We start from the raw sequence: 13,436 nt of genomic DNA on the forward strand, positions 1-13,436 counted from the left end.
TTATTGTATAAAGGAAAGGGCTTGCTCTGTGTCTGCTATTAAATCATTAATATCTTCGATACCGATTGAAAGCCGTAGTGTTGTATCGTATATGCCTATATTTTCCCTCTCGTTTTGAGACATAGAACCATGCGACATTGAAGCAGAATGGTTAACCATACTTTCAACGCCCCCCAGTGATTCGGCTAAAACAAAATAATTTAGCTTGGCAATAAAGGTTTTCACCGCTGTTATATCGCCTTTTAATCGGATACTGACTACCGCCCCGCCAGAACGCATCTGTTTTTTACACAATTGATATTGAGGATGTGATTCCAGACCAGGGTAATGGACATCTAGTACCTTAGAATGTTGTGCTAAAAACTGCGCGATTTTTAAAGCATTACTGCATTGACGTTCCATACGAACATCAAGTGTTTTCATGCCGCGTAATGCCAAATAGGCATCAAACGGCGAAGCAATAGCCCCAACGGTGGTTTTACAAAAATCCAGTTGGTCAGCAATATTCTGCACATTGGTAATAACTGCACCACCAATTAAATCTGAATGCCCACCAATATATTTACTGGTAGAGAGCATAACAATATCAGCACCTAAAGTGAGCGGCCGTTGGTTCCAGGCACTGGCAAAGGTATTATCCACGCAGCTCATTATTCCCCTGCTTTTGGCAACCTGGCATACCGCTTCAATATCAACTAATTCCAACAGTGGGTTAGTGGGCGTTTCAATCCAGATTAAAGCTGTATTCTTCTGAATATGGCTATTTACTGACGCCAGATCGTTAAGATCGACATAACTGAATGTGGTGCCTGAAGTGTGTTTACGCAGACGTTCAAACAACCGATAAGTACCGCCATAGACCCCTTTCATTACTAATACATGGGAATCTTTAGGTAGCAACTCCAATATAAGTGCAGTTGCTGCCATACCGGAAGCGGTCGCTGTGGCATAGATACCACCTTCTAACTCAGCCAAGGCGGTTTCATACGCATATCTTGTCGGGTTACTGCAACGGGAATAACAAAACTCCCCTTCTTCGCCTAAATTGGGTTGAATGAAAGAACTGGCAGTAGTAATTGGTGGAAAAATAGCATTATTGCCCCGGTCAACTTGATCTCCGGCATGGATAACCAGAGTCGCGATCGATTTTGACTTATTCATTATTTGTCCCTTTAAATTTTTACGATAACCCACCGATCATTATTAATAATGACGTTAGGCCACGCAGTTAAACCGTAATATTTATTTACGTGTCATTATACTGATAATTTCTTTATCTGTTTGCCTCATCGGCGATAACACTAATTTACATAAATTGTTGATAGAACCTTCAACATTACAAGAAACAATGCCATCACGCTCCCCTGCAACGCTATTTTGTTGCGCCATCAACACCGACTTAAATGCGCAGGCGGTGGCAGTAGACACTTTCATCGCACAACTATTTGATGCACCATCACAAATAATCCCACTGATATCACTGATCATATTACTGACCGCATAGGAGATAGTCTGAAAATCTTGGGTCAATAACCAACTCATACCTGCCGCTGCGCCCATTGCTGCCGTTGAAGCCGCACACAATGCAGACAATCGGGTATAACGCATATGAATTGAAATTGCAGCCAAATGAGCCAATGCTAATGCCCTGGCCAGGGTTTCATCATCGGTATTTAGATGTCTGGCAAGTGTCACTACCGGCATTGTCACGGTAATCCCTTGATTACCTGAGCCATAATTTGACATCGCGGGTAAGGGTGCGCCTCCCATACGGGCATCTGACGCCGCAGTGGTGTTGATCAACATTTGGCTCAGTAAGTCAGTGCTGATAAAGCCGTTTTTCCTGGCCTGCGACAGCGCCCCACTCACGTTCAAACCATAGCTCTTCCTTTGCCCCTCATCAGAAAGCGCAGTATTAATCTCAGCACTTTTCAACATAAACATAATATCTTTAGCACCAACATCGGTCACAAATTTAAATGCGTCGTTAAGTGAAAATTCGGGTAGTGCGCCCTTTTCATTGTCGGTGATTAAGTCTCGGGCTAATATTTGTTTTATATTATTAATATATACTTGCGTGACATTGGTATGGCCACCTTGAATCACAACCCGGCAGTGTTCATCAAGGCTATATAACGTAATATCAATAAAAATAAAGTCCGCAGCATCTACTGCGTTTAAACACACTTTACCTGATTCATTGAACATATAAGCTTGGGTAATTTGTGCCGCAGTAATGTCTTTCAATACTTCTAAATCGGCATCCGCGTTACCGCCAATAGCCCCTATCGCCGCCGCAAGAGTCACTCCGCAATAAGTTGTTCCCGGGATAGTGACCCCCATCGCATTTTTATACAGATTCTCCGATATCTCCCCCGTTATTTTTAATATCGGTGCGTTGAGATATTTGGCAGCCACCGCAGCAGCATACGCAATAGCAATAGGTTCAGTACAACCTAATGAAAGTTTTACTTCTTTTCTCAACCAATCGAGCAACTGTTGATGCGTAATTTTTTGCATTTGAAATAATTAATCAGTGATTTTATTTATTTTTATCTTATGGTTTTAATGGGAGAAATACTTTTCATATTTTCCTGTTGTTTTTAATAGCTGGAGAATATTATTCTCTTTAATGAAAAATTCAAATACAGATAAATTTAATTAAAAATACATGAAATACATGAAATACAACAAGTTAAATAATTTACTTACCATAAGTACTACACCCAATGAGATACTAGTCACAAAACAATAAAGAGAATATTTTCCCCCTTGGGCGAGATTCTTTCTCTGAATCCATAAACCGCCGATTAAAAAGGCGAGTTAGCTACTGCCAACTCGCCTAAAATAAAACCTAAGCTATCACGATATTCTCGCTTCAACCTGTCCTAGTTTGATAACCCGTGCTACTGAGGAGACTGCTGCATGGTCCAGTTGAGCACTTGGGTGGCTAACTGGTCACTGGCCAGGCCAAAGGCCTGAATCACCTCATTCATCTCGCTACCTGTTATCGGTTGGCGAATTTCAAACTGGCGGGTCGCAATAATCCTACGGTCCGAAATTCTTACCAGCCGGGCATCAAAGCGGATCAGCACTTCGCTGCTACCAACATGATATACCCCTTGGAACGCAGACAAATCACCACTCAACTCCACATCAGCCTGTAGGCTGTCATCATCGCTACTGACTGCGCGGATTCGTCCATCACTACGGAACGCCTGAATAAGACGATTGCGCACCAGAATCGGCGCTGAATCACTCCAACGAGAGTTTTTATAAACTGCAATCTCCTGGCCCTGAGGCTGCACCGCTATGCGTGAGCTATTAAGAAACTGGTTCGTCGCCGGTTGTGAAACCCGTAATGACCAGTTTACTGTCTGCGCGCGCGGCGCACTCACTGCTGGTGGCACCGGCAGAAGATAAACTTGTGATACGGGGGCCGAGGGTAAAATGGTACAGGCAGAGAGCAGTATCGCCCCGCCAGATATCATCAATAGCCACACACGGCGGCCTGCATAGCGCATTAGATTAAGAGAGAGCATTAAGGCGTAAACTCCTGTGTTCTTTCACGGCCGCGCAACAAGGCCGCTGGGTTTTCTTCCAAACGAGAAACGGCGGCACGTAATGTCGCTAATGTTCTGCGCAGCTCATCCACAGCCGGCCCCAGCTCATTCATCCCTTGCATCCCGTTATTGAGTGAGGTTTTATTTTCATTCACCAATTTATTGAGGATGGTACTGGTATTTTGCAACGATGCTATGGTCTTGGCGGCATCATTGACCAGTTGTTTCCCCTGCCCATCCATTAAGCCGTTAGCATTACGCAGCAGGCGATTAGTTTGGGCCAGTGTCTCATTAGCCTGTTTACTGGCCTGCGCCAACTGCTGCAACAGGGTACGAAGATCGCCACGTTGATCAGCCACGGTTTGAGTGACCAGCGCGAGATTATCCAGTGTCGTTATCAGGCGCTGCTGGTTATCCGGTGCCAGCAACTGGTTCAAGCGCACCAACACTTCATTAGCATTGGTCATGAAATTCTCACCGTTAGCCAGTAACTGACTCATCGGCGAAGGGGTGGCAATAATGATAGGAACATCGCCATCTTTGCCTTCCAACAACGGGCTGTCCTGGCTGCCACTGCTGAATTGAATATTTGAAGTGCCGGTAATACCCGCAACTGTCAGGCGGGCTTGAGTATCCTCGCGTATCGGAGTAGATGCAGAGACGCGGATACGTGCCCAAACCTTATTAGGATTCTCTCGGTCCAACCGCAATTGTGTCACCTCACCGACTCGAATCCCGCTGTACTGAACGGTGCTGCCCTGTGACAGGCCACTCACCGGTTCATTGAAAACGATATCGTACAATCTGAACTGGCGGTCAGAACCGGAATTTGTCAGCCATAGGCAAAACAGCAGCGCGGCACTCACCACAATAAGAGTGAACAAACCAATAACAACATGATGAGCACGGGTTTCCATATTACCACCTCTCTCCACTGTTAATTGCCGCTGCCTGATAAGCAGCCCGGCCTCGTGGGCCATGAAAATACGCCTGAATCCAGGCATCATCAGTCGCCGCAACTTTATCCAGAGTATCAACCACCAGCACTTTTTTCTGCGAAAGCACCGCCACACGATCACACAACGTATACAGCGTATCCAGATCGTGAGTTACCAAAAATACCGTCAGATTGAGGGCATCCCGCAGGGTGCGGATCAAACTGTCGAACGCCGCCGCACCGATGGGATCAAGGCCCGCTGTCGGTTCATCAAGAAACAGAATATCTGGGTCCAGCGCCAAGGCACGGGCTAACGCAACACGTTTGACCATGCCACCCGACAGTGATGCCGGATACTTACTGCCAGTGCCCGGCGGTAACCCGGCCAGTGCCAGTTTAACCTGAGCCAGACGCTCAGCCTCAGCCCGGGGTAACCCGGCGTTTTCTATTAATGGCAACGCCACGTTTTCGGTCACGGTTAGAGAGCTGAACAGTGCGCCTCGTTGAAATAATACGCCAAATCGGCGCTCGACCATGGAGCGGGATTGACCTGACAGTGTCATTAAATCTTCACCAAAAACATGAATTTGCCCGTCAGTCGGACGACGTAGCCCAACAATACTGCGTAACAGAACCGATTTACCGGTACCCGAGCCGCCAACCACGCCCAAAACCTCGCCGCGCTTAACATCAAGATTTAACCCTTGATGCACGCACTGTGCGCCAAAGCAGTTAACCAGAGAGCGAATTTGAATAATTGCATCTTGCGTCATTTGGCTCACCACCCCATTTCCATGAAAAATAGCGCTGCCACGGCATCAAGCAAAATCACCACAAAGATCGAATGCACCACACTGGTGGTGGTATGGACCCCGACAGATTCAGCGCTACCCGTCACTTTGAACCCCTCCAGACAGCCAATAATAGCAATCAGGAAAGCAAAAATAGGGGCTTTGCTTATACCCACCAGAAAATGCTGCAACCCATTACTGTTTTGCATAATCGACAAAAACATGGTTGGAGAGATATCCAGTGTTAAGGCGCACACCACCATGCCACCAAAAATACCACAAACCATACCAATAAAGGTCAGCATCGGCAGAGAAATCAATAGTGCCAAGACGCGCGGTAGCACCAGCAATTCGACCGGATTCAAGCCCAGCGTCTGGATAGCATCAATCTCTTCATTGGCTTTCATCAAGCCAATTTCAGCGGTAAAAGCACTGGCTGTCCGCCCTGCCATCAGGATAGCGGTAAGCAGTACCGCAAATTCACGTAAAAAAGAAAATACCACCAAATCGACGGTAAAAATGCCCGCGCCGAAGGTAGTGAGTACGGTGGCACCGAGAAAAGCGATAACTGCCCCCACCAAAAAGGTGAGCAACATAATGATCGGTACAGCATTGAGGCCAATCTGTTGAATATTGGCAATTAATGAGGTAATGCGCCAGCGTGAGGGCCGAAAGAGTGTTCCCAGCAAGGTTTCCAGCGTCAGGCCAATAAAGCCCAATAGTGACTTAATATCTTGCCATAAGTTATCTACCGAACGGCCGGTGTTAGCCAGCATCTCCAGCCAAAATCGTGCGGGTTTTTCTGACGGCTCAGGCGCTAAGTCAGGCAATACATGGCTTACCGTTTCAAGTAAGGTTCGCCGTTCTTCTGGCAATTTAGGCGCAAGTTCGCGTAAATTTGCCACACGATCCTCACCCATAAGTAGAGCTAGCAACGTTGCACCGGCGGTATCTAACGCCCCGAGTTGGTTGAGGTCAAATACTACGCCACTGGGCATATTCGCGCGCAACTGCGCCACTTGGGGTTCCAAAAAGCGATAATGCGCCAGTACCCAATCCCCCCTGATATACACTATGGGAGGCTGAGCCGCGCTATCGAGATCAAGTTGTACGGAGGACGTTTGCTCAGTCATTGCTCAGACCTTACCTATTTCAAACCCTAATGTTTCAAACCCTAAATAGGTATATCACACAGTTAAGTAAGAGTAATGACTGTTTAATTAATGAAGTGTTAACCACCCGCTAATCAGTGAGGTGTGGCACTCTGTTTGCCCAATTGCCGTATTTTCTTCCCCGGCAGGGTAAACCACACCACCACCGCCAGCAGAATTAACAGTGCGCTGGCAGTACCTAATACCAAACTATGCGAGGCAGAAAAGGCAAGTTTGGCGCTGGTCAGTAGATGCTCATTCCCACCAAGGCTATTGACCACCTGAATAGTTTCACTGATAGAAGCACTGGCCTGCTCAACCAGATCAGCAGGTAAATCTGCTGGTAATTCAATAGACGCGGTATAGGCCCGCGATAACATCAAACCAAATATTGCCACCCCGAATCCCGCCCCCAGCTCATAAGCCATACCCTCAACCGCCCCTGCCACACTGGCTTTTTCCGGGGGAGCCGCACTCATAATCGCCGCAGTAGAAGCTAATAACGAGGCTTCAATACTGAACCCCAGCACTATCATCCATCCCCATGCCAGATAAACTTGCGTGGCAAAATCGGTCCAGGCCAGGCCGAGAAAACTCAATGAGCTAAATGCAATACCCGCGCTTGCGACGGTACGTAACCCCAATTTAGCCACCAGCCAACCGGATATCGGCCCGCTAACACCACTGGCAATCATCAATGGCATTAGAAATATACCCGCTTCGAGTGGGCTTTTACCTAACACAAACTGCAATTCCTGTGTCAGCAGCAATTCAAAACCAACCAGCGTTATCATTGCCGTCATGGCCATTGCCATACCAACAGCGATCACCCGCTGGCTTATCAGGCGAAAATCGATCATTGGAGCTGTCGTTGATAACTGGTGACGAACAAAAGCAAACAGCATCGCGCCCCCGATACACGCGGTTAGGAAAGTTACCCTCATATCTCCCCCGCCGCGCAGCCCGGTTTTCGCCGCATAGACCAGCAATAGGATCGCAGTAATCAATACCAGTGCCGGAGCCAATCTCCATGACTGTTCCACCCGCACTGGCTGGCTCGGTATAACCAGCAGCGTGGCAATAACCACTGCAATAATAATAGGGATATTGATCAGGAAGACTGAACCCCAGTAGAAATATTCCATCAATAATCCACCAACCAGTGGCCCCATCGCGGCACCCGTCGTTCCGATGGCAACCCATATCCCCAGCGCCAATGCCCTTTCTCGTTCATCGGTAAAGATATGGCGCACCGCCGACAAGGTTGCCGGCAGGATCATCGCCGCACCTATCGCCAAGAAAGCGCGTGCCGCAATGAGCGCGGCAACCGATGGTGCAAGAGCCGCCGCCAGTGAAGCAAGCCCGAACAGTACCGACCCCAACAACGCCAACCGTTTGAAACCGATGCGATCCCCCAGCGCCCCCATTGGCAGCAGCAAACAGGCCATAACCAGTGAGTAAATATCAATAATCCACAGCAATTCACTGCCCGTGGCTGACAGTGCAATACCCAGCCGTGGGGCGGCCACATGTAATACAGTTGCATCAATAGAAACTGGGAGATACATCAGAATAATAACGTAGAAAATCATCCACTTTTTAGACATACAAAACGCTCAAATAAGGCATATATTAATGTTGAACACCTGTTCAATATGTCAATAATAGCGGAAAGTTGAACTAGCGTCCAATTCATCACATAATGGCTGAAACACTAATAAGTCAGATAAGGAGTCTCTTTGGCCTATTTGAACCGTGAGGAACGCCACGACACCCTTTTGCAGGCTGCGATGCGTGTCGCGATAAGTGAAGGGATGGCGGCAACCACTGTACGTCGTGTTGCCAGCGAAGCCGGCGTGGCTGTTGGGCAAGTTCATCACCATTTCACATCAGTCTCACGACTACGCGCAGATGCTTTTCTACTCTTAGTTAAACAGTCGTTATCTGCTTTTGCGCTAAACAGTCAAAACTTACCTGCCGTTGAACGGATACAGCAAGTGTTGGGCTATCCACAAGATGAAGCCGGCCGAAGAGAAACCCGGTTGTGGAATGAAATTTCAATGCTAGCCGAGCGCGATGAACTTATTAAGGAAGCCTATGCGGCGTCGATGTCAGACTGGCATGCGGCTACCGTGGCGGTGATCCATACCGGCATTACCTGCGATGAATTTCGCTCAGATATCAATGCCAGTGATGTTGCCTGGCGGCTGATCGGGCTGGTGTGCGGTCTGGATGGTCTAACCCAGTTTACCGAGTTAGGTTTTTCAGAAGCAGAAATCTTGCGCCATCTGGCCGCAATGATGAGAAGCGAGTTATTGAAAAACCATTAATAGATTCTCACCTTGGCCGGTACTTAACTCAGAGAGTTTTCCCTGATAGGACAGGCTATAATGATTATCTGATTCCTCAAATCCCCAACGTCATTGGCGTGGCAGCACAGCAACCAATCCCGATGAGCTGACAGAGGTTAGCAATTCAGGTGATAAACATGCCGGGAGCAGCTAACGTCAAGGAAGAAGGGACATATTATAAAGTACATAACATGACTAAACAGACTCCTGTCGCCGACAGTATTTATTACAACGGCACAATTTATACGGCAGATGCTGATAATACGGTTTGCAGTGCCATCGCCATCGGCCAGGGCTATATTCTGGCCACGGGCGGTGAGGAGATCAAACAGCAATTCGCTAGCGCGCATACTCAACTTATCGATCTGACGGGTAAGTTTATGATGCCCGGCCTGATTGACAGCCATATGCACCCGTTTTGGGGCGGGAAACAACTGATTGGTTGTAACCTCAATTACGCTGCGCTAAGTGTTGAACAGACACTGGATATTATCCAGCAACACCTCGATAGCGATCCTTTTAACGGTGAAAATGACTGGCTGACCGTGCGCGCCTGGCAGCGTCAGGCGATGACACCCGTCGGCGCTGATATGAGCCGAAAGGCCTTGGATTCGCTCAATACCTGCCGTCCAATCGCATTGTTCTCCAATGACTGCCACACGCTGGCGGCCAACAGCCGCGCGCTGGAATTGCTGGGTATTGATGAACACACCCCAGTACCGCCAGATGGCAAAATTGCCCGCGATACCCACGGTAAATTGACCGGTATTTTGGAAGATGCGCCCGCCATGCGCGCCTTTGACAGTATCCCCTCCGCCACAGCGGAAAAGAATGTGCAAATTGCGGCCCATGTGCAGCAAGTACTTAATGCGCAAGGTGTCACTACCGTGATGGATACTCGTGTTTTTGCCGAACAGTTACTGGCTTTCCGTCGCTTGCATGAACGTGACGCATTAACCTTACGGGTACTGGGTGCTAAAGAAGTGACCCCTGATAGCCTGCAAGGCCCACAGGACGCCGCTCGCGTGGTACAAGAGGTGCTAGAGTTCGCCCACCAATGGGGAAGCCACGCATGGACACCCGCACCGAGTTTCGCCGTCGATCACCTGAAATTGTTTATCGACGGGGTATTGCAACCCCCAACCATGACCGCTGCATTACTGGAGCCGTATCGTGCCAACCAGGGTTCAGCACAACAACCTGACTGGCAAGATACCGAGCGCTATGGCGACCTCTATTTTAGCGCGCCAGTAGTCAATGCCGTGATTCTGGAGTGCGCCCGCGCAGGTCTTCATCCACACACTCATACCGTGGGTGATGGGGCCATCGAGATGGTGCTGGATGCAGTGGAACAGATGCGCGCCGCCTTGCCGGGCAAAGATATCCGCCCAGGATTAGCACATAACGAGCTGGTTGCCCCCCATCAATATGATCGTTTTGCCAAACTGGGAGCAACAGCAGTGCTTTCCTTCCAGTGGGCCGGCTTACCGGGGGTACTAATTGATGAAGAGCGTGAGATGTTGGGCGAGGCCCGTTTCCTGCATATGGAGCCAGCAGCACGCTTCCTTGATGCTGGCGCACGTATTGCGTATGGCAGTGACTGGCCCATTGACCGGCTAGATGAATGGTACAACCTGCAAGTGGGTATGACCCGTCGTGCATGGGATCTCGACGGTCATCCGGCTGGCCCACGGCTGGATAATGATCGTGACCTGACGCTGATTGAAACATTACGTTCTGCCACTATTGATGCCGCTTATATGATTGCCAAAGAGCAATATATCGGCTCACTGGAAGCAGGGAAGTTCGCCGATATTATCATTCTGAAAAATAACCTGTTTGAGCAGTCGCCAAACGCTATTTACCAGACACAGGTGGACTCTACGCTGATCGGCGGTAATGTGGTTTATCAAGCCTAGTGAATGCCCCGCATCATTGATTCACGTCGGTGATGCGGGGGGCAAATCTGTCAGGAGCAGAGTTGAGCACGACAACATAGGCTAAGAAGGAAGTCATTGGCGTTACAGCGACCCTTATGTCAAAATCCGCTCCTTTATGTTCTATAGCTGCATAAAAATGCAGCGTAACGGTGCTTTTTCTCACCAGGAGATGATACGGTAATGCCACAAAATATTCAGTTGCGCAGAGTGCTTAAAACCCCCGCGCTGGTCGCTTTCGGGCTTGCCTATATGGTGCCTTTAGGCGTATTCACTACCTATGGACAGGTGACCGTATTAAGTCAGGGGCATTTGCCCGTTGCCTATCTGGTGACTGTTGCCACCATTCTGTTTACCGCCCTCAGTTATTGCCGGATGACCAGCGCCATGCCGCTGTCTGGCTCCGCCTATTCCTATGTTCAGCGTAGTTTTGGCGGGAAAACCGGTTTTCTGGTGGGTTGGGCGCAAATTTTGGATTATCTGTTCCTGCCAATCCTTAATTATTTAGTTTTAGGCATTTTCTTGCATGAGGCATTTCCGGCTATTCCCGCTCCGGTATTTATTATTGCGTCTATCATCAGTGTCAGTCTGCTTAATATTCTGGGCGTGCGTTTACTCACCTCAGTTAATTTCTCGCTGATCGCAGCACAGATGGTCTTTATCATATTATTTATTGCGCTCTCTTTCAGTCAGGCCGATTTAAGCCCGGAAGCGTTAATGAAGCCGCTGCTGGTGAATGCCGGTGACCTATCCGGGTTACTCTCTGGTGCGGCAGTGCTCTGTTTGGCCTTCCTCGGTTTTGATGCCATCGCGACCATGGCCGAAGAGGCGCACGACGCCAAACGCACTCTGCCACGGGCCATTCTCTTTACGGTGATCAGCGCCGGTGCTATTTTTATCGCCGTTTCCTATGCTGCCCATTTGGCCTATCCCGATTGGAAATTGTTGATTCCACATCAGGATACCGCCAGCCTGATTATCTCCGAGCATGTCGGTGGTAAGTGGATGTATAACTTCTTTATGGCCACCTATTTGACCGGCGTTTATGCCTCCGCAATGACCGCGCAGACCAGTGTGTCGCGTATTTTCTATGCCATGGGGCGTGAAGGCGTACTACCACGCAAAGTGTTCTTTCATCTGCATCGCAAATTCCACACACCGTGGCGGGCCATTTTATTCGTTGCCACCATCTCGCTGCTGGCCCTGTTCCTTGACCTGAACTTAGTGGTATCGATGATAAGCTTTGGTGCCCTCGGTGCCTTCACCTTTGTTAATTTGAGTGTGATAAAGCATTTTATTATCAATGAGAAACGCCGCGGTACTGCGGCTATGTTTAAGTACGGGCTATTACCCATGATGGGATTCGTCATGTCGGTGTGGCTGTGGGTTCACCTTGAGCAACGGGCGCTTGAAGTCGGCTTATTGTGGCTATTGGCAGGCTTTATCTACTTGCTGTGGCTGACTCGCGGCTGGCGTAAATCGCCGCCATCCGTTAATCCAGATGATATTTCACACCTGTTGTAAGAAGCACCAACCACTAATAGAAAAGGGCCACATCGTAACATGTGGCCCTTTTACTACTTGCCATAACGACGCTAACCGTCGGCAACGCCTTTCACTCACCATTTACTGTATTGAACGTGCCCTGCCTACTGCCTCACCTAGCTGCCATACCGCCATCGCGTAATGGGTGCTGTGGTTGTAGCGGGTAATCGTGTAGAAATTGGGTAACCCGTACCAATACTGATAACCGGTGCCGACATCCAGACGCAGTAAGCTGGCCTCTTGATAACCCTCTAGCGAACCAGACGGGCTTAGCCCTGCGGCAGATAACGTCGAGATAGGGTATTTCGTCTTAAAGCCATTATCAAGGTACGGCGCTTGCCCATTAGCGGGCACCGCGACCATCGCACCTTTGGTCCAGCCATGGGATTTGAAGTAGTTAGCGACACTGCCGATGGCATCTTCCGGATCCCATAAATTGATGTGGCCGTTACCATTAAAATCAACAGCATAGCTTTTGAATGATGATGGCATAAATTGGCCGTACCCCATCGCGCCCGCATAAGACCCCCGCAAGCTGAGCGGATCATTACCCTCCGCACGAGCCATCAACAGGAAGGTTTCCAGCTCGCCAGAAAAGTACTCAGCACGGCGTGGATAAGCAAAGGAGAGTGTTGCCAGGGCATCAATGATGCGCGTTTTACCCATCACCCGGCCCCAGCGAGTCTCAACCCCAATGATTCCGACGATAATCTCTGGTGGCACGCCGTAAACCTCATAGGCGCGTTGCAACGCCTCTTGATGTTGGTTCCAGAAGTTAACACCGTTTTGCACATTATCCGGGGTAATAAACTGTTTGCGATAGCGGTTCCACGCACCATTAGGGCCGGAAGGACGGCCTGCCGATGGCGCTTGTTTATCCATCAAGCGGATAACAAAATCCAGTTTTTTAGTTTGGGCTAATACATCATGCAGTTGTTGAGGCTCAAAACCGTGTTCACGCACCATTTTGTCAACAAATCGGGCTGTGTCGGCGTTATAAGCAAAATCACCGTTTTGCAAATGCCCCACATGTTGCGGCTCAAGCAAGAAACCGCTCTGTATCAGGCCCGCCGATGGCTCGGCAGCAACAGGAGGTGTCGGTTTGCTACTACAGGCAGAGAGCAACGTAAGTAAGGGAACAATAATAGCCAAGTAGCGCAT

The 13,436-nt window shown here is 48.9% G+C and carries 11 protein-coding genes; 3 read left to right on the forward strand and 8 right to left on the reverse strand.

The genetic code is table 11. From position 1 onward, the window contains the following. The 7 genes from Q2T72_RS15260 to Q2T72_RS15290 form a co-directional block, all read right to left on the reverse strand. A complete protein-coding gene (locus Q2T72_RS15260) occupies positions 1-1,161 on the reverse strand; it encodes a PLP-dependent aspartate aminotransferase family protein (protein ID WP_372569411.1) in 1,161 nt (386 codons plus the stop codon). An 81-nt stretch (positions 1,162-1,242) separates the two neighbouring features. Further along, positions 1,243-2,520 (reverse strand): serine dehydratase subunit alpha family protein, encoded by a 1,278-nt coding sequence (locus Q2T72_RS15265; RefSeq protein WP_083158184.1) that lies wholly within the window; start codon positions 2,518-2,520, stop codon positions 1,243-1,245. A 386-nt stretch (positions 2,521-2,906) separates the two neighbouring features. Next, entirely contained in the window at positions 2,907-3,542 is a 636-nt protein-coding gene (locus tag Q2T72_RS15270) for an ABC-type transport auxiliary lipoprotein family protein (RefSeq protein WP_083158183.1), read from the reverse strand. Continuing rightward, positions 3,542-4,480 (reverse strand): MlaD family protein, encoded by a 939-nt coding sequence (locus Q2T72_RS15275; RefSeq protein WP_372569412.1) that lies wholly within the window; start codon positions 4,478-4,480, stop codon positions 3,542-3,544. Before Q2T72_RS15275 ends, Q2T72_RS15270 begins: the two co-directional genes overlap by 1 nt. A gap of 1 nt (position 4,481) precedes the next feature. Continuing rightward, positions 4,482-5,273: an ABC transporter ATP-binding protein gene (locus Q2T72_RS15280; RefSeq protein WP_193784620.1), complete on the reverse strand. Its 792-nt coding sequence runs from the start codon at positions 5,271-5,273 to the stop codon at positions 4,482-4,484. A gap of 5 nt (positions 5,274-5,278) precedes the next feature. Continuing rightward, a complete protein-coding gene (locus tag Q2T72_RS15285; RefSeq protein WP_372569413.1) occupies positions 5,279-6,424 on the reverse strand; it encodes an MlaE family ABC transporter permease in 1,146 nt (381 codons plus the stop codon). A gap of 113 nt (positions 6,425-6,537) precedes the next feature. Continuing rightward, positions 6,538-8,049, reverse strand: coding sequence for a SmvA family efflux MFS transporter (locus Q2T72_RS15290; protein ID WP_372569414.1), 1,512 nt, complete (start codon positions 8,047-8,049; stop codon positions 6,538-6,540). Positions 8,050-8,181: 132 nt separating this feature from the next. On the opposite strand from Q2T72_RS15290, the gene Q2T72_RS15295 reads away from it, so the two are divergent. From Q2T72_RS15295 to Q2T72_RS15305, 3 genes are all read left to right on the forward strand, one after another. Continuing rightward, positions 8,182-8,772, forward strand: a complete 591-nt coding sequence (locus Q2T72_RS15295; protein WP_083158179.1) for a TetR family transcriptional regulator — start codon at positions 8,182-8,184, stop codon at positions 8,770-8,772. A gap of 212 nt (positions 8,773-8,984) precedes the next feature. Beyond that, the gene (locus Q2T72_RS15300) at positions 8,985-10,712 is read left to right on the forward strand and encodes an amidohydrolase (protein WP_372569902.1); all 1,728 of its coding nucleotides are present in this window, start codon (positions 8,985-8,987) and stop codon (positions 10,710-10,712) included. 201 nt (positions 10,713-10,913) lie between these two features. Then, positions 10,914-12,254: an APC family permease gene (locus Q2T72_RS15305; RefSeq protein WP_083163522.1), complete on the forward strand. Its 1,341-nt coding sequence runs from the start codon at positions 10,914-10,916 to the stop codon at positions 12,252-12,254. A 102-nt stretch (positions 12,255-12,356) separates the two neighbouring features. Here the strand turns inward: Q2T72_RS15305 and mltB are convergent, their stop codons facing one another. After that, positions 12,357-13,436, reverse strand: a complete 1,080-nt coding sequence (mltB, locus tag Q2T72_RS15310) for a lytic murein transglycosylase B (RefSeq protein ID WP_372559546.1) — start codon at positions 13,434-13,436, stop codon at positions 12,357-12,359.

The sequence above is a fragment of the Yersinia sp. 2466 StPb PI genome, from assembly GCF_041538325.1.
Classification (GTDB): domain Bacteria; phylum Pseudomonadota; class Gammaproteobacteria; order Enterobacterales; family Enterobacteriaceae; genus Yersinia; species Yersinia enterocolitica_E.

Coding starts and splice junctions, on each gene's coding strand:
- Q2T72_RS15270 (WP_083158183.1), bottom strand. CDS start 3,542: ATGCTCTCTCTTAATCTAATGCGCTATGCAGGCCGCCGTGTGTGGCTA.
- Q2T72_RS15300 (WP_372569902.1), top strand. CDS start 8,985: ATGACTAAACAGACTCCTGTCGCCGACAGTATTTATTACAACGGCACA.
- Q2T72_RS15280 (WP_193784620.1), bottom strand. CDS start 5,273: ATGACGCAAGATGCAATTATTCAAATTCGCTCTCTGGTTAACTGCTTT.
- Q2T72_RS15305 (WP_083163522.1), top strand. CDS start 10,914: ATGCCACAAAATATTCAGTTGCGCAGAGTGCTTAAAACCCCCGCGCTG.
- mltB (WP_372559546.1), bottom strand. CDS start 13,436: ATGCGCTACTTGGCTATTATTGTTCCCTTACTTACGTTGCTCTCTGCC.
- Q2T72_RS15285 (WP_372569413.1), bottom strand. CDS start 6,424: ATGACTGAGCAAACGTCCTCCGTACAACTTGATCTCGATAGCGCGGCT.
- Q2T72_RS15265 (WP_083158184.1), bottom strand. CDS start 2,520: ATGCAAAAAATTACGCATCAACAGTTGCTCGATTGGTTGAGAAAAGAA.
- Q2T72_RS15275 (WP_372569412.1), bottom strand. CDS start 4,480: ATGGAAACCCGTGCTCATCATGTTGTTATTGGTTTGTTCACTCTTATT.
- Q2T72_RS15290 (WP_372569414.1), bottom strand. CDS start 8,049: ATGTCTAAAAAGTGGATGATTTTCTACGTTATTATTCTGATGTATCTC.
- Q2T72_RS15260 (WP_372569411.1), bottom strand. CDS start 1,161: ATGAATAAGTCAAAATCGATCGCGACTCTGGTTATCCATGCCGGAGAT.